This is a genomic window from Desulfoconvexum algidum, assembly GCF_055382125.1.
Genome location: NZ_AP042394.1, coordinates 4,782,935 through 4,800,204, shown reverse-complemented (window position 1 = coordinate 4,800,204; position 17,270 = coordinate 4,782,935). Strand labels below are relative to the sequence as shown.

16 protein-coding genes, 1 tRNA gene and 2 riboswitches are annotated in these 17,270 nt (G+C 42.7%); of the genes, 2 read left to right on the top strand and 15 right to left on the bottom strand.

All coding sequences use genetic code 11. The features are described from left to right. Nucleotides 1–78 precede the first annotated feature (78 nt). Nucleotides 79–774, top strand: coding sequence for a Smr/MutS family protein (locus ACZ45G_RS21800; protein ID WP_464172615.1), 696 nt, complete (start codon nucleotides 79–81; stop codon nucleotides 772–774). A 45-nt stretch (nucleotides 775–819) separates the two neighbouring features. Here the strand turns inward: ACZ45G_RS21800 and mltG are convergent, their stop codons facing one another. The 10 genes from mltG to ACZ45G_RS21750 all read right to left on the bottom strand — a co-directional run bounded on the left by mltG (nucleotide 820) and on the right by ACZ45G_RS21750 (nucleotide 9,565). Further along, entirely contained in the window at nucleotides 820–1,839 is a 1,020-nt protein-coding gene (gene mltG / locus ACZ45G_RS21795) for an endolytic transglycosylase MltG (RefSeq protein ID WP_464172613.1), read from the bottom strand. A gap of 140 nt (nucleotides 1,840–1,979) precedes the next feature. Continuing rightward, a complete protein-coding gene (locus ACZ45G_RS21790) occupies nucleotides 1,980–4,064 on the bottom strand; it encodes an RnfABCDGE type electron transport complex subunit B (protein ID WP_464172612.1) in 2,085 nt (694 codons plus the stop codon). 72 nt (nucleotides 4,065–4,136) lie between these two features. Continuing rightward, nucleotides 4,137–4,712: an electron transport complex protein RnfA gene (locus ACZ45G_RS21785; protein ID WP_464172611.1), complete on the bottom strand. Its 576-nt coding sequence runs from the start codon at nucleotides 4,710–4,712 to the stop codon at nucleotides 4,137–4,139. A 12-nt stretch (nucleotides 4,713–4,724) separates the two neighbouring features. Beyond that, entirely contained in the window at nucleotides 4,725–5,333 is a 609-nt protein-coding gene (rsxE, locus tag ACZ45G_RS21780) for an electron transport complex subunit RsxE (RefSeq protein WP_464172610.1), read from the bottom strand. A gap of 27 nt (nucleotides 5,334–5,360) precedes the next feature. After that, nucleotides 5,361–5,942, bottom strand: a complete 582-nt coding sequence (gene rnfG, locus ACZ45G_RS21775; RefSeq protein ID WP_464172609.1) for an RnfABCDGE type electron transport complex subunit G — start codon at nucleotides 5,940–5,942, stop codon at nucleotides 5,361–5,363. Then, on the bottom strand, nucleotides 5,935–6,903 hold the full coding sequence (locus ACZ45G_RS21770) for an RnfABCDGE type electron transport complex subunit D (protein WP_464172608.1): 969 nt from the start codon (nucleotides 6,901–6,903) through the stop codon (nucleotides 5,935–5,937). The genes rnfG and ACZ45G_RS21770 overlap by 8 nt, the downstream gene beginning before the upstream one ends. A 15-nt stretch (nucleotides 6,904–6,918) precedes the next feature. Beyond that, the gene (locus tag ACZ45G_RS21765) at nucleotides 6,919–8,187 is read right to left on the bottom strand and encodes a 4Fe-4S dicluster domain-containing protein (protein WP_464172607.1); all 1,269 of its coding nucleotides are present in this window, start codon (nucleotides 8,185–8,187) and stop codon (nucleotides 6,919–6,921) included. A 66-nt stretch (nucleotides 8,188–8,253) separates the two neighbouring features. Continuing rightward, entirely contained in the window at nucleotides 8,254–8,502 is a 249-nt protein-coding gene (locus ACZ45G_RS21760; RefSeq protein ID WP_464179989.1) for a cytochrome c3 family protein, read from the bottom strand. A 217-nt stretch (nucleotides 8,503–8,719) separates the two neighbouring features. Beyond that, entirely contained in the window at nucleotides 8,720–9,181 is a 462-nt protein-coding gene (locus ACZ45G_RS21755) for a SoxR reducing system RseC family protein (RefSeq protein WP_464172606.1), read from the bottom strand. Nucleotides 9,182–9,253: 72 nt separating this feature from the next. After that, on the bottom strand, nucleotides 9,254–9,565 hold the full coding sequence (locus tag ACZ45G_RS21750; protein ID WP_464172604.1) for a hypothetical protein: 312 nt from the start codon (nucleotides 9,563–9,565) through the stop codon (nucleotides 9,254–9,256). A gap of 148 nt (nucleotides 9,566–9,713) precedes the next feature. Here ACZ45G_RS21750 and ACZ45G_RS21745 point away from each other — a divergent pair. Next, nucleotides 9,714–9,789, top strand: a tRNA-Asn gene (locus ACZ45G_RS21745). 725 nt (nucleotides 9,790–10,514) lie between these two features. On the opposite strand, the gene ACZ45G_RS21740 is transcribed toward ACZ45G_RS21745, so the two are convergent. From ACZ45G_RS21740 to ACZ45G_RS21720, 5 genes are all read right to left on the bottom strand, one after another. Then, complete coding sequence (locus tag ACZ45G_RS21740) at nucleotides 10,515–11,807, bottom strand: COG3904 family protein (RefSeq protein WP_464172603.1); 1,293 nt, start codon at nucleotides 11,805–11,807, stop codon at nucleotides 10,515–10,517. A 274-nt stretch (nucleotides 11,808–12,081) separates the two neighbouring features. Then, nucleotides 12,082–12,669, bottom strand: a complete 588-nt coding sequence (locus ACZ45G_RS21735; RefSeq protein WP_464172602.1) for a PEP-CTERM sorting domain-containing protein — start codon at nucleotides 12,667–12,669, stop codon at nucleotides 12,082–12,084. A gap of 37 nt (nucleotides 12,670–12,706) precedes the next feature. Beyond that, a riboswitch (cyclic di-GMP riboswitch) is annotated at nucleotides 12,707–12,779 on the bottom strand. Nucleotides 12,780–13,106: 327 nt separating this feature from the next. After that, the gene (locus ACZ45G_RS21730) at nucleotides 13,107–13,736 is read right to left on the bottom strand and encodes a PEP-CTERM sorting domain-containing protein (protein WP_464172601.1); all 630 of its coding nucleotides are present in this window, start codon (nucleotides 13,734–13,736) and stop codon (nucleotides 13,107–13,109) included. Nucleotides 13,737–13,757: 21 nt separating this feature from the next. Next, nucleotides 13,758–13,835: riboswitch (cyclic di-GMP riboswitch) on the bottom strand. Nucleotides 13,836–14,569: 734 nt separating this feature from the next. Further along, complete coding sequence (locus ACZ45G_RS21725; protein ID WP_464172600.1) at nucleotides 14,570–15,253, bottom strand: PEP-CTERM sorting domain-containing protein; 684 nt, start codon at nucleotides 15,251–15,253, stop codon at nucleotides 14,570–14,572. A 649-nt stretch (nucleotides 15,254–15,902) separates the two neighbouring features. Beyond that, entirely contained in the window at nucleotides 15,903–16,595 is a 693-nt protein-coding gene (locus ACZ45G_RS21720; RefSeq protein ID WP_464172599.1) for a PEP-CTERM sorting domain-containing protein, read from the bottom strand. Between the last annotated feature and the right edge of the window lie 675 nt (nucleotides 16,596–17,270).

Here is a 17,270-nt window from a genome sequence, read left to right as displayed (position 1 = left end):
CAGGATGGCTAGGTAAAGTCAAACATAAGACTGGGGTGTGGCCTTGAAAAAAAATGCCCTTTGGGATAGAATAGGCCCATGACAAAACAGGATAAAGCTCCCAAAAAAAATAGTAAAAAAAATACAAAAAATGATTTGCCGGTTCTGGATTCAGATGAGGATCTGTTTTCAGCATTCATGGCCCCTTCATTGAGCTGTTCAGCGGATAAAAAGAAATCCCAAAAAGGCCTGGCAAGCCCTAAACTGAATAAGCATGGACTGCCCGTGATTGAAGAGTTTGAAACACAATTTCTTTCAAATGATCAGGACCTTGAGTCCAAATCCATTTTCGATGAATCAGGGGGATCAGCACCCCCAAAAGAATCGGGTGAACTGGAAGAGCCGGAAGAAAATTTTGCGCTACTTTTAGAGGCGTCCTTAAAACAAAAAATAACGCCTGTTAAAAAGAAATCCACCCCCATGCCCATCAAAAAAAGACTTAAACGGTACCCCTCCCCCGAGGCACAACTGGATCTTCATGGATTTACAGCCCTTGGGGCGCAGCTCAAGGCCAAAGCCTTTATTTCAACCTGTAAGCACCAAGGATATTTTTCCCTGCGCCTCATTGTCGGCAAAGGGCTTCATTCTGATTTAGGGCCGGTGCTACCCGATGTAATTGAGGACCTGCTTAAGATCATGAAGGATCAGAATATGGTTCTGGCCTATGAATGGGATCAACAAAAAAAATCCAAAAGTGGTGCCCTGGTCGTCTATCTTAAACAATTTGATGATTGAAGAGATGTTCCAAAGTTAACAATGCTAAAAATTTTACCCGCTCGTTTATTGGTTGAGCTGATATTTTCTTACCGCCCTGTTATGTTCTGACAAGGTTTTTGAAAAATAATGGGTGGTGTCATTCTTTGATACAAAAAAAAGATACGCAGTCGTCTCCGGATAGAGTGCCGCTTCTAATGCCAGGGCTCCTGGGTTTGCAATGGGGCCCAGGGGCAGGCCTCTGAGTTGATAGGTGTTGTAAGGGGTCTTTCGTCGTAAATGTCTCGTTCTTATTCTGCCGTCAAAGTCTTTATCCCCGTAAATGACGGTGGGATCACTTTCCAGGCGCATGTTTCGTTTGAGGCGATTGTGAAATACAGAAGAAATCAGGGGCCGCTCAGACGCATCACCGGTCTCTTTTTCTATAATGGATGCCAGGGTTACTATTTCGTGGACGGAAAAACCCAGGTCCTGGGTTCTTTTGTTCCATTCCGGGGTGTAAATTTTGTGAAAGGTGGCTACCAGCGTTTGAATCACCTGCCGGCAGGTGGTCTGTTTTGGGAAAAAATATGTGTCCGGGTATAGATAGCCTTCCAGGGAATGGGAATTCACCTTCAGGGTTTTGATAAAATCGGTATCCCGGCAAAGGGACAAAAAGGGTGTGGCATCGCAAATGTTTGCTCGTTGTACCAGCAGTGCAATCTCATCCATATTCAGTCCTTCCGGGATGGTCAGCCGGTAGAGGCGTACCCTGCCCTTGAGGAGTTGATCCAGTATCAGGGCCGGAGGAATATGGGCAGAAAGCTGGTATTCACCCGCCATAAGCCGGGTGGCGGCCTGTTTATATCGAACATAAAGTTTAAATAGGGATTGGCTGGTGATAAGTCCCTGATTTTCAAGGTTGGCAGCAATCTGTCCCAGACTCTGACCCGCTGTGATGGTAAAGGTAATCTGTCGTTCCTGGGAGGTGCAGGGTGTCGCTATGAAGTGCTTCATCTGAAAGATAAAAAGAGACAAAACTACACCGGCCACAAGCAGAATACCGGCCAGGATTATCCCCATAATTTTTAACTTTGGGTGGGTCATAGATATCCTATCTCATAGTATCCTATCTTAGAGCATTTTAGCCCAGTCAATAAAAAAGGGTATCCAAGTGATTTTGGGATACCCGCTGGTAATGGGCACAAGAGATCTGCCCTTTGGGGCAGATCTCTTGTGCAGTTGTTTTATTTAGATATGGGGAAATCAGAATCCTGATTATAACAGATTCTGCAGCAATTAAGACAGCGAGCTGCTTCCTTGAGGGCAATTTCCTCTGGAAGAACAAGGTCCACTTCCACCATGGAATCCAGTCGTTCTGACACAGGGAGTTCCGGCATCTTTGCCCGTTTACTGTGTTTGATTCCATCCACATGGGTAAAAATGGATTCATGAATCCGTTTTTGCTGGAGTGAATCCTTGACAGGTTCCACTGGCTCTCCTTTCAAGAAAAGGTCAATGGATCTTGCCGCCCTTCGTCCACCGCCGATGGCACTCACTACTAGAGAGGGGCCTGTGGCAGCATCTCCGGCCGTAAAAATATAGGGGATGGAGGATTGGAGGGTGGCGGGATCATTGTCAATGGTATTCCACCGGGTTAACTCCAGTTCCTTCATCCGGGCATGGGGATCTTGATTTTTAAAGGAGGCTTCCGGGGACTGGCCAATGGCTGAGATAACCATGTCCACATCCAGCAGAGTTTCAGATCCTTCAATGGGTTCCGGACGACGGCGGCCGGATTTATCGGGTTCTCCCAGCTTCATTTGCAGGTATTCGAGCTGGCTGCAGTGTTTGTTTTCATCTGCAACCACCCGGGTGGGGGCAGCCAGGAATACAAAATCAATGCCTTCTTCTTCCGAGGCCACAATCTCCACCTCATTGGCCGGCATTTCTTTTCGGGTTCGCCTGTAAACCATGTAGACTTTATCTAATCCCAGCCTTAAAAGGGTTCTGGCACAGTCAACTGCCGTGTTCCCGCCGCCGACAACCGCAGCGGTTCTGCCCAGTTCAATTTTTTCCCCTCCAGCGATTCGCTGTAGAAAATTAATACCGGTAAAGCAACCCTCCAGATCTTCGCCTTCAATACCCAGGGAATAATCTTCCCAGGCACCCACCCCCAGGAAAACCGCTTGATACCCCGCGGCCATGAGAGACCCCAGGCCAAAGTCCACCCCAAATTTTAGATAGGGAAAGTGTTTGATTCCCAGGTCCAGAATTCCCTGGATTTCCCAGTCTAATACTTTTTTGGGAAGCCGGTATTCGGGAATCCCATACCGGAGCATGCCGCCCAATTTGGGCATGGCTTCAAAAATATTTACCTGGTGTCCGATGCGGCGTAAAAAATAGGCACAGGAGAGCCCGGAGGGGCCACCCCCTATGACAGCAATTTTTTTGCCGGTATCCGGTGCGCAGGTGATGGGGATCCTGCTGCCCGTATTCATTTCATAGTCTGAAGCAAAGCGTTTGAGCTGGTTAATGGAAACAGGTTCGTCTTCAATTCCTCTGCGGCATTGATCTTCGCAGGGGTGGGGGCAGACCCTGCCACAGGCAAGGGGTAAGGGGTTTCTCATTCGAATCGTCTGAACAGCCTCCTTGTATTTGCCTTGCTTGATCTGGTTGATGTACCTGGGGATATTGATCTCTGCCGGGCAGGTTTGGGAACAAGGTGCCAGGGGATCATGTTGCTGGTTAAACTTCATGAGTTTTTCAGAAAGGGTTTTGACTTCGATAATATTTTTGGGACAGGCTTTTTGACAGGCTCCGCAGCCAACACATTTGTCTTCATCCACAACGGGATGACCTTCGGGCCCCATGTGAACTGCATCAAACTGACAGGCCTTGACACAGTCGCCAAGTCCGATGCAGCCAACTGTACAGAGCCGTTTGCCGCCGAAAATAACGGCCATGGCCTTACACGAAGAAACCCCCATGTAATGGTATTTATCCTCGGCCCGAAAGCCGCCTTCACACATATTGTAGGACAAGGGACTTTCTGCAGATCCTGCATCAACCCCCATGATTTTGGAAACGGCTTCCACGCCTTCCTTGTTGTTGATAACGCAGAGACTCGGCAGTTCCTTGCCGCTCACAATGGCTTCTGCCGCTGCAGAGCAGCCAGTATAACCGCAACCGCCGCAATTGGCACCGGCCAGGCTGTTTTCGACTTGTGCAATCCTGGGGTCTTCATACACATAAAAAACCTTGGAAGAAAGACTCAGTACAATACCGCAGACGGCACCGATACCGAGCATGAACAATAAAGCTGGAATCATATTATCACCTTGATTTAGTTAGAGCATTCTCCCATAGGACCCTTTTGGGGGGAGAAAATATTCCAATACGTTTTAAACCATTCCTTTAAATGACATGAAAGTAAGCGCAATTATTCCTGCGGTTACAAGGCCGATGGAAGTATCCTGCAGACATTTGGGTACCCGGGCAATATTAATCCGTTCTCTTACCCCTGCAAACAAGATAAGCGCCAGGCCAAACCCAACGGCATAGGCAAAGGAGGATACGGCTGTTTCAAGAAAGGTATAGTCCTCTTTGATATTGATCAGGCAAACCCCCATGACCGCACAATTGGTGGTAATCAGGGGAAGAAAAATCCCTAATCCCGCATAGAGGCCGGGGATGCTTTTTTTCAGGAACATTTCCACAAACTGAACCAGGGATGCAATGACCAGAATAAAGGAAACGGTTCGTAAATATTCAACATTCAACGCTTTTAGCAGGTATACATCCACAATCCAGGTAATGAGACCTGCCATGACCAGAACAAACACGACGGCCATTGCCATTCCCACGGCGGTTTCCATTTTTTTGGATGTCCCCAGGAAGGGGCAGTTGCCAAGAAACTGGGCAAGGAGAATATTATTGATAAAAATACAACTGATTGCCAGGACGAATAAATCACCCATGTTTATCTCCTTTTATTTTTTACCGATGAGGTTCATTAGGCAGAGCATGAGTCCCAGGCCTACAAATGCGCCGGGGGCTTCGATCATGAACTGGAAGGGAAGAAAATTGGCGCCCATTTCAAAAACAGGGGTGCCGCCCCAGATGGTGAGGGTACCTGCGCCTAGAAGTTCCCTGACAGCACCGAGGGAAGCAAGGGAAAGGGTGAAGCCCATTCCTATTCCCAATCCGTCTGCAACGGAAAGCATGGGACTGTTTTTACTTGCAAAGGCTTCCGCCCGTCCCAATACGATACAGTTTACCACGATCAGGGGGATGAAAATACCCAGTTTCAAGAATAGCTCATAGGTATATGCCTGCATCAACAATTCCACAATGGTTACAAAGGTGGCAATGATGACAACATAGCAGGCAATTCTGACCTTTGACGGTATGATGTTGCGAAGAAGGGAAACCAATAGGTTTGAAAAAATAAGAACAAAGGTGGTTGCAACCCCCATTCCAATACCGTTTTCAACGGATTTTGTGACGGCCAGGACCGGACAGAGTCCCAGAACCAGCCGGAAAGGTGGTATCTCAGCCCAGAGTCCTTTTGTAAATTCTTTTGCTAAGGATTGTGCCATAATTCATATCTCCTGAATATCTAAGGCTTATTTTATCTGTTTCATAATTTCAGGTTTCAGCTTCTGGTAGAGTTCTTTTGCCTGAATTGCTGCAATGCTGACGCCCTTTGAGGTAACCGTGGCGCCGGACATGGCGTCTATTTCTCCATTGTTTCCTTTTAAAGCAAAGTTCGCATTAAGGCCTTTCCCTGTAAATTGGTCCACAAAGGAAAGATCTGATTTTGCCCTTGATCCAATACCCGGAGTTTCCGCATGGGTGGTTACACGGGCCTTAATAATCTGGTCGGTGCCAAGATTGATACCCACCATGAGACCGATGGGGCCCCCAAAGCCAACGCCCTTTGTTTCAAAAGCAATTGCCTTTGAACCGTCTGCCAGGATGCCGGGAAAAATCTGGAGTTCACCCTCGTCTGTAGGGATGTTGAATCGTTCTGAAAGAGGATCATTGGTGGCGTCGGGAAAAATTTCTGCAATGGCGGGTGCCTTTTGAAATTTTAAGACCTGGTTTTCAATTTGTACGGCGGTTCCCGATTGTACGGTGGCAAGAAGCCCACCGGAAAAAGCAGTCAATGCTGTCAGCACAAGGATCATATTCATCATTTCACGCATTGTTACCTGCCTTTCCCAAAGCCTTGGGCCTAATGTTATCAACCAGGGGACTTACAAGGTTCAGCAACAGGATGGCCAATACAGTGCCGTCCTCATATATGCCGATGTTGCGCATGAGAATGATCATTGCAGCGGCAGAAAATCCATATATAAACATGGGGATTTTGTTGACCGGGGAAGATGAGTTTTCAGTGGCCAGAAAAAAAGCGCCCAACAGGGTATAGCCGGAGAAAAGATGAATGACAGGGCCGCCATAAACTTGAGGATTTGCCATGTTGAAGCAAAAGGCGGTTACAATGATGCCCAGAATAAAGGAAATTGAAATTTCCCAGCGGATATATCCTCTGAGTATCAGGTAGATACCGCCGAGGATAATTCCCAACCCAAAGGTGGAGCCGATGGCGCCCACCTGTTGGCCCATGATCAGGTTCCCTGTGGGGAAAAGACCGGCAATGGCGGCGGCTCCCTGGAATTTCAGGGCGGCCAGGGGGGCCAGGGCTGTGAAGCCAAAATCGTAATTCACATAGGCCGCATCAAAATCAAACATCACCTTCCAAGAGAGCATGAGAAAGGACATGCCGATGAGGGCCGGGTTAAAGGGGTTGGCACCGATACCGCCAAAAATCATCTTTCCGATGACCACAGCGACAAAGGTTCCCACCACCACCAGCCAAAAGGGAGAGGTTGCCGGTAGCATGATGCCGAAAATCATACCGATGACGGCCGAATCCAGATCTCCCACGGTGAGCGGTTTTTTTGCCAAAAGGTTCATGATCATTTCCCAGAGCATGGCTGTGGAAATTGATAAGGCCACAACCCCCAAGGCCGGGGCACCAAACTGAATAATGCCAAAAATGGCTGCCGGAAGCAGGGCAAAAAGGATATTCAGGTTCATTTTAAAGAGAGAGTCTCCGTCATGCCAGAAGGGAGCATGGGAGACGGTTAGTTTATTGGTTGTCATTGATAGTCTCCATTTCTATGCGTCTGCTCGAAGGGTCAGCAGCTCATGTTTCCCAAGCCGGATGTATTGATACAAAGGAATACGCGCCGTACAGACATAGGCACATAGTCCGCATTCAATGCAGGACTCAAGATCAAACCTGTCCGCCGCTTCTTCATATAGATTCGCTTCCAGATAGCGAACCAGCAGGTTCACCGGAATATTAACAGGACAGATCCGGATACAATTGCCGCAGTTTACGCAGGGGTAATCTGACAATTGGGGAATGATGTCCCTGTCCTGAATAATGACGGTGTCCATGTCGGCAAGTACCGGATGGTGGACCGTAAATGTTGCAAATCCCCGCATGGGGCCACCAATGATAATCCGGTCTTGTTCATTAACGTGGATATTGAAACGGCTGAATATTTTACTCAAAGGGGTACCGATTGTGGCACGAACCCGGTGCCGGGTGCCGTCTTTACCGATAAGGGTTAAAATCTTATCAAATACGGCCTCTTTGGTTTTATAGACCCGGGCAAGGGAGACAAGGGCCTCGGCACGGATAAAGCAGACGCCTTTGTCTTCAGGGGTCTGGCCAGCCGGCAAAACTATATTTAAATGGTCCTTCATGATCATGGCCGGCAGGGTGGATGGATAGGAATTACCGGTTTCTATTACCTGGATGGAATCAAAATTTACCCGGGTTCTGAGCGCTTCCGGGATCGTAATACAAATCTTGGGCACCCGGGTCATGGCTTTCAGGATGTTAGCGCCTGCTTTTATTTCATCCGGGTACATCAACCCTACAAATTGGTTGGTGGTGGACAAAAGATCCGTATCTGCACAGGTGATGACAATGGTGGAGATTTTTATGTCATCATTGGCAAGGATTTCAAAGGGAAGTGCGCCTGGGAGCTTGCGTAAAAACTGGTCTGCAAATCCGATATCCTCTATTGTATCCAGCTTGATGGTGTCGGCCTCACAAGACTTTGGGTCTGGTTTGATAATAATAAAGGTGGCAATTTTGCCGAAATCATCGGAATAGGTGTCAAAGAGGGTTATGGTCCCTGCAACAGGAGATATCGTGTAGGCAGTGCTGTCATCGTAGAGTCTTAATTTCTCTCCCTTTTTGACGGCATCTCCTTTTTTAATCAGGGCCTGTTTTGTGCTGTCAATTTCTTCGGATAGCAAGACAGATAAGCTTGCCGGCAAAGGGATTGACTCCGGCTCTTTTAGATCCGGCTCCACCAGATCATAGAACAGCCTGGGTTGGTTTAAAGAAAAAAAAGATCGTTTAATCATAATAAGTCCTTGTTTGGTAAATAGCTTAGATCATAAACTTGCCTAGAAATTTGTAATAATCCTAGGTTAAAGGTTATGACACGAATTACATTCTACCGGACCTGCGCCATACTCTTCATGGCATCCCTTGCACTGTGTATGAAATGCATCAGCTATAGATGGTAAGTCTTCATCTCCGGTTTCTTCATGGCACTCGCTGCAGTTGTAGGTATCATCATCTTCAATATTATGATGGCAGTCCAGACATTCCAAGCCATAGGCGTCTGTGTGCGAAAGGTGGGTGAATAGAACTTGACCAGCTTTATTTTGAAACATTAAACGTACTGGATTATCCGGGGCAGGGGATGTGAAAGATGCGTAGCATACAATTCCTGTGATCAATAGAACGATCATAATTAATAGCGCTACTTTTAGGTCTCGTTGTGATGCCATAAATTCTTCTCGCAATTTAAGGGTTAGAGTTAAGCGACAAACCCACAACTGGCAGCGTTTATATTATATTGAAGCTATCTTGGCAAGGAAAAAATATATTTTATGAGACCTGACAGTTCCCTGAATCCGGGTGTCTTTTTTTTCGAACAAGGAAGGGCTTGAATTCCTCTTTTTGGGTAAGAGAGGTTTGTGTTTTGCGGATAAAAAGGAAGGCTGCGCCAAAAAACGAAAAGCCAAGGATCATGGCACAAATTGAGTTGTTCATTCCAAGAATCGGTCCCAGACGGTCTCCGATGACGGCACCGGTTATCAATAAAAGGATGGGAAATACATAGAGAAGAAAACTTAAAATAATCATGGGTTTTGTTTCAATCCCAATGACAACCTGGTCTCCTGTTTGAACGCCCAGCGTATTCTTGAGCTCTAGGGTCATCTCTTTTGAATGGTGATTTTCTCCACAGCTATCTTTGGAGGAACAGCCTTCACATGCGGCGGATCGAATGGTTTTAATCCAAACGGTTGAATGGTTGCTTTCGGTGACAATTCCATTTTCAGTGATCATGATAAAATTTCCAGTTTCAGTTCAGGTTGGGTGGCGGTGAATATCAGGGAATAAATAAAAATGCATCCCTACTTATGCAATAATGTTGACAATTTGTCTGGTTGCCTGGGCCGTGGCCGGGCTTTGACTTTGGCCTGATTCGTCGTCTGAAGTATTGTCTGACAGGGGTGTCCCTATAGAAGGTTGGGCTGTTTCTGCAGCCAACATGTCTTGGGCTTCCTGGGTGATATTGACTTCAAAAGCCTGTTGGCTCGTTGTCTTCTGGTTCAGATCCGCTTCCGGGGTTGTTGGGTCCTGGGCCTTAAGAAGGGTGCTGTCAACCGGCGGCTTGACCGATTCATTAGTTATGTAAGCATTGGAAGCATTTATGTTGCTGATATCCATGGGGTTTCCTCCTGAGTGTAATGTATCAATATGGATAGAGAATAAGCCTATAATCCACGGATGTCAAATTTTTTGTCATTTGTGCTTGACAAAAAAAAAGGGCTGATATATATACACCGAGTCTTGTTTGAAGTTTGCAAGACACTGCTCCCCAGTAGCTCAGTTGGCAGAGCAATTGGCTGTTAACCAATGGGTCCGCGGTTCAAATCCGTGCTGGGGAGCCAACCCAATAAATACTATCCCGATAAGGTAACTTATCGGGATTTTGTATTTTCAGATATTTTACACACATTTTACACGTTTTGTCTTTTCTTCTTATCAATTTGCCGGTTGGGTTCTAACTCTGACTCCGTCAATTAAGGTTCAAATCCTTATCACCCAGCCACTTTAACAGCAGAGGTTTTCAGCTTTTTGGTTGAAAGCCTTTTTTGCTTTGTGGGGCAATTTAATACACATATAATACATTTTCTCTGATAGACCTGTATTTTCTTATAATTTATTTCCCAGCACCTTAATACCGGGGAAGCCTGGATTGCGACCTACTCCATGAAAGTATCATTTTCAAATCACATACATATACGACTAATATCAAGCAAGGGGTAGGGGTGTCCAACCACGGGATAAGATTTTGGTTCGCGCCTACACTCTTTTTTATTGGTCACAGCTTGTGACTAAACTTGTGACCAGTTTTTCTTTAACCCGATCTTTGACTTTATCAGCAGGGTTATTCATTTGCATATAAAATGTCGTCAAGAACTATCTATTTAGTTATTTCTCTTTTGGGTCCGCCTTGAACACCTTACTCATAAAGTAAATTCCCAAAAGGAGACATGGTAGATAGAACCATACTGATAAATTTAAAAATTCAACCAAGGCCATCCCTCCATACACACACACTATAGCGGGAAGAATACGCATATCTTCAGGTGTCATTCCCAACCATTTTTTTTTATTTTTTTTCATCGATTACAAGAACCAAAGAAGACCCAGATGCAAAACCTGTCTCATATTTAAGTTCGGCGGTATATTTATCCATAATCCAAGACCATTTGTCAGAATTTTCATTAATTTTGCTATTTCCCCAATTTTCTTCAAGAGTTGACACAACAAGATGAATGAAATCCTTAGACGGATTTGGTGGACTCGCCAAAATTACTAAACTAACTACACGCGGTTCCGATAGTAGAGAATCAGACAAGCTGATACTGGGTGCGTTTGCAGTAGCATTGCGCTTCAAAGAGTGTAAGCTAATGATTTCTTGGTTCTCTTCCTCAAATTTTTCTTCGCTTAATAGATCATAGAATCGTTTTCCAATATACTTGGGAGCAAGAGCCCATTTTGAGAAATCATGATTTTTGTAATCGGTGGGGTTTTCACCAAAGTACTTAGTGTAGGCTTCAAATCGACTCTGCTTATTAACTTTAATCGCGCACTTTCTTTTCTCGCTATCTTTTTTCAGTAGTGCATCAAAATCATCAGATTCTGCTGTTGTAAAGCTCCCTGGTGACCGATTAAGATAATCCTCAAATCGTTTTCTCTCATCCGCCAAAAAAAGAGAACATTTGTTGATTATCCATTCATGACGGTATGGCAACTCTAGCCAAAAATAGGTCTTTATCGTTTTGTCATCAAGCAAGAGAGTTTTGTCTGATGGAGTTCCAAGCACATCCTCCTGAATATGGCCTGGGACCCCCATTTCTTCCATATACGTTCGTGCACTTTGCTGCAAAGCATCAAATTCCCTTTTGGCATCGGCCTGTGAAAGTTCCCCAAATTTACCTTTTCCAAAGTAAGGGCGATGGACAGCCAAATATGTGCCACCTCGATGAACGCCCCCAATATGTATAAAGAATCCTGCACTCGCACATGTGCAGTTTCTGGGGTCTTTTGGAGTGGCGAATGAGTCTTCGCAAGTAGCACGTCCGATCGAATCACGCATTGGCACCTGTGAAGACAACTCAAGCGCTCGCATGGCCCTCCCAATTTTCATCGCCTCATAAAAATCACCACCAGGGGTAAACAAATACACACCGCTCACTTTGCCTTGGTTTTCTTTAGCTATACTTATAAATGTGTCGGAATCCCCTGGCTTGATATTACCTTCAATTACGATAACACGGTATGAGCCAGAACCAACAATAAGCGGACGAATATTCGCTGCCAAAACTTCTTTTGGCAACACTGCAAGCACTATCATTAAAAACGAGTATATTATGAATAATTTGAAAGTAGACGTGGTCATTGTTTAACATTTTTCATTAAAAGTTATGTATGGCTTGATGGCCTCAGTCTGGCTATGTGCGCTTTTGAAAATACTTTTTGATATGTTGAAAGAAGGGAGCGCGACAGTATGAGTAATCCTTGGGGGCTGGAAACATTGAATGTCTGGGCAAATGAAATGGATTTGGAAATTAATATACATAGCACCATAAAAATAATGGAAATAATCTTTGACACTGTTCCCTCCTTTATTTTCAATAAAATTATTTGAAATATATTTAAGGTTCGTGTTAGTGCTATTTCTTCCTGCTGACTCCTGCATGACCGAGAAGACCGAGAGCGAATAAGAGCATTGTTGCTGGTTCTGGAACTGGGTTTACTTCAGCTACTTGTCCACTGCGAACAGCTAACCATCCACTATAACCATTATTGTCCATAGTACTGGTAATTGCGTAACCAGCTTGCATACTGAATACAAAAGCATTTCCAGAATCATATTGTGTGCTAGTCCAGTACCAATTAAAAGAGGATAAGTTATCAAAATTACTAGCGTATCCTGCAGCCGTTTTCTCAGAATAAAGATCAGTCAACTCACCTACTGATCCAAGATCCCAGTTGCCTCCAGCTGACCAAGTTACATCATAAGATGCGTTAATATTAATGGTCAATGCTGATCCTGAATTGAGTCCGGAAGCCCAATTGTCTTGAGTGTACCAAGTAGCATAGCTATCTGTATAATCCAACCAAATCAAACTATCATCATTGTCCCAAATAAGATTGTAATTTGATCCTCCGTAAGTTGCTGTGCCGATAGTGATTAATGTAGCATTTGCAGAGCTGTAAAGTAATAAGAACAAACAACATAATAAAAAGATTCGTTTCATCCTTCCCTCCTTTAAAATAAAAAAACCGAATCACCTTAATGGCAACCCGGCTATCATATCGACCCGTGGCTTTCCGTCCCTGTTTTTCAGCAGGTTTGGTTTTGTCATAAATATTATTTACTTACGATTCCTTAGTAAATTAAAACAGGTTTGTAAATAGGGGAAAACCTTAGTTTTAAAAACTTATTGGTCTGTAGATTGTCCAGAATTATTTTCGCAAGGGAATTTCCCAGGACTATTTGCCCTGGGGGAGCAAATGAATTGCCGGGTGGTGTGTTTTATATATATTATAAAAATTAGTGCGGGGAAATGCTCGGGTATGACGCCCTTGGCTCATAAAATGGAATTAGAACTCAAAGAATAATGGGAAGATACAACAGAAAAAGACAGAGCCATTGCTGGCCCTGCCTTTTCAAATGATGTATTATTGCTTGATACTATTGTTTTCTTCTGGCTACTCCTGCAAGGCCCAACAGCCCAATACCAAAGAGCATCATTGTGGCTGGCTCGGGAACGGGAGAACTATTTACTCTCACATTATCAAGTCCCCATGATTCATCCCCAATTGACTGTAGTCCAGACCCGAAAAAATTTAAGGTAAGATTATCTCCAGAATGCAAAAAAGTGATAGAGATATCTCTATAAATATCATCTGTCCAACCATCGTTGTATCCAAAATCACCCCACTCGGATACTTCATAGGGGAAAGTTGCGGTTGTGTTTGATGTACTTCGTTTAACAGTCCAGCTATTAGTGTAATCCCCGGATATATTAAAATAATCAAGTCCCCACTCTATATTATCTCCATCCCAGGAATCCATTGCAAAAAAATCAAACGTCAAAGTAACCTCTTGAGTACCAACTCCAAGACCATCTAAATTCAGAGTGGCTGTTGAATTTCCAAGTCTACCTAAAAAACTACTAAAATAACTATTGGTCGAAATTGGAAGTTCACTTGGTGTCCATTCTGCTCCAAGACCATTCTGAAAATCTTGAGAATAATTAAAAGCATAAGATGAAGTCACAAAAACTAATAGCAAAGATAATACTAAAAATATTTTTTTCATATAAAAATTCCTTTGTCGATTCATTGTAACCAGACGATCTCCCATTGAGACCCTTTGGCTTTCCGTCCCTGCTTCACAACAGGTTTGGCTTTGTTAATATCATTAAAGAGCAATCTTTATTCCAACGATGTGATCATAATTAAAATATTTTCTAAGTCTCTGATTTTATTTATACATATTTTATGAAAATAAATTCCATATTAATAGGGAAATACAAATTCATATGAAAATGGGTAAAAAATATAATAATATATGTAAAAAATATAACAATATATGTAAAAAATGTAACAATATCATGGCATTTTTCAGAAAATTCTTAATATCGTTCCCATAAGCCTTTTCAACCTTCTGAAAACTTTCAGTCTTTGATGTGATTCACCTATATGGAAAACAGCATGACCAAATAAATTAAGATCCCATGAAACTTAATTGGAGAGTAACCGGATTTTGATCCAGGGCCGTGGAAGAGCTTTCCAAGAATCTGCTAAAATGTGATGTATATATTATAAAAATTACAGTAGCAGAATGTCCAAGAATGATTCCTGCGGTTCATATATTTGAATGGAAATGGAAAGTTCTAATTTGGAAAACCTGGCATACCATATATAGGGGTTCCCAAATATTGTCAGAACTGAGCCCTATGAATACTTATAGTCGCTGAATGATTCCGGGCAATCCTAATTTATATACGAGCCTCTTGAAGTACAGTCTTTTCTCTCAGGAGAGACACTGGGTAATCATTCTATGATAGTAGGTCTCCCATATTTTTCCCAAAAAAAAAGACAGGATCGTTTAGAGAGCCTGCCTTTTCATGATGTATCGATTTGAATCTACTATTTTTTTCTTCTGCTGACACCTGCAAGACCTAAGAGACCAATGCCGAAAAGCATCATTGTGGCTGGTTCAGGGACAGGCGCACCAGGGTGATCTGATTTTGATCCATAATTCAACCAAACACTGTCAACGATGAACTTAGCTGATGATCCTGGTGCAGAATACAGAAGGGGCTCGTCGTTCTTAATACTAACGCCAGCATCCATAGTAACAGATAAGAATTCCCATTCACCTATTTTTGTTGATAGGGCGCTTCCAAATCCGCTATCATTACTTCCATTCCATATTCCTGCTTGTCCTTCAATCACATATACCCACCCACTAAAAGTAAGTTGTTGGGATGTATCCCATCCAAGAGTATGAAAGGACTCTAATGTAAAACCTCCAGACCAGCTACCAGCTTCAATATATAGAGCTGAGTCTCCATCAAATACAGTGTCTGTTACCAATTTTGTAGTTACAGTTGTGCCCGTTCCCGCATTGCTCCATTGTTTCCAATTGGCAGCTGCGGATTGTATATTATGCCCTGTGACAGCGACACCAACATCAACACCAATGGTAGCAGTTTCAAAACTTCCATTATTCAATAGATTTCCTGTTTGATCTATTGTTGTTGCATTAGATGCAACCGCAAAGCCAAATAAAAACAGGGCTAAAAACAAAACAATTAACTTATTCTTCATAACTTCTCCTTTTGACAACACATTAATAAATTTAACAAACAAAATGAAAATACAGCCCTCATTGGTCTAATATAACTTTATTGTCGCATCAAAAAGGCCATATTTTTTTCAATATATGTCCAAGTTGCTGCAATTTATAGACCATTTTATTTTAAGGTGAAGAAGCCTATAAAATAAGATTTAGACCATTTTTATGAATTTAATTTCTCAGTAAAAAATGTAATATTGTGAGTAAATATTTTCCTAAGGGTCTTCCCTTAATTTTTAATACAACTACCTATGTACGCTTTCTATATGAAAGAGGACTTGAAAAGATAATACAATGCATATCTATTTATTCAAGGGGGTTTTACAGAGTGCTGATTGGTTGTTTGATCATGGGTAGACTGGTAGGGATAGATAATTCCGCAGAGACAAACAGATCTTACTCCTGATTCACCAAATAGAAAAGGCAGAGTCCTTTTACAGACCCTGCCCATTTTTTTTGTGTGACTAAAGACTATCTCAATTTGGTAGTTCTATCAGCATCAGATCTCCGATCTTTACCAGATCTTTTTTCTGGAGAATACTCGGAATATGTGAATACCCTTCTATCAATGCCTAAACGTCTACAGTCGTTGTCCCATACAAGTTTTTCATTCGCCTGCATTTATTGTTTTCTTCTGCTTACTCCCGCAAGGCCGAGGATGCCAATGCCAAAGAGCATCATTGTGGCAGGCTCAGGTACTGGAGCTGCGGTACTCCCGAGATAAAATTCACCAAAAAATTCATTATCAATACCACCCACAATTTCGGTAATTTGTACTGAATTAATTGCAACGCTTGACCAGGCGCCGAAAAAATATGCTTCGTTATCAGGAGCGTTAAATTGGAAAGATTCAAATATAACATTGCTGTCATTATAGAGATCAACTTTAAACACAGAGTCCACGACATCAGCCGCAGCAACGTTTACAGTGCCTGTAGTAGGTTCTACGAAATTAAAGCCAAACGCATGAATTGAAGGGGTTATATCTATAGAAACATTCAGATTTTCAGTGCCCGAAATTGCGATGTCCGCCCCTGTGAGAAGACTTGTCCAGTCATTAAAAGACCCAGCATAACTTGAGGATATCATTCCGTCTGTTCCGAAGTAAATTGAATTTCCTGCTGAAAAAGTAAGGTTATTCAATGTTTGAGAAGTTCCTACATTACCTATGTCGGGAATGGCACCATTGCTTATTGCACCAGTGGCTGTAGTAAATTCCCCTTGATCATAATATGTAATGGTGGTCGCAAATGCATTCCCCAATAATAAAAATAGTAGTAACAAAATGGACAAGGGTGCAAACAACTTTCTCATAAAACCTCCTAAAAAATTTCAATAGTTTTTATTAAGGACAAATTGTCTCCCTTTGAGACCCTTTGGCTTTCCGTCCCTGCTTCACAACAGGTTTGGCTTTAATATATAATTATTTATTTCTCATGCATAAATCATTCCTGTTTGGCGATTGCGAAGACCCTCTTTTGTATAGACTCTTGTTTGGTAAGGTCTAACAGCGATATTTTTTTAACTGAATAAAAATCAGCAAAAATCCTGTATCAAATTTGATAAAATTTGATACAAATTAATCATGACTTTAGGAAGTTATTGTGTTTTTTTAGGAAATATTTTTCCTAAGTGTTTTACCTATATTTATGATAAATGCGATGGATTTGGATATACAGGATAAGAGGGTGAGTTTAGACTTTTTAGAGAGTGGCATTCAAATATATAGGAAAATATTACAGTTAAATGAATCAAAATCCTAATCAACTTTATTGGAGATTCACTTTACAGCAGCTCAATCCTGAAAGATGTTTTTCAAAATCAGCAGCTATAAATTTGTTATATTATAGAGTAGAATATGAAAGAATGGCTTCTGGCCTATTCGATAGATCATATAATGTAATATCCATTAACGAATCACAGAGAAAATAAAAAAAAAGGCAGAGCCAACTTAATGACCCTGCCCATGGTTTCCAACTAAATTATTGC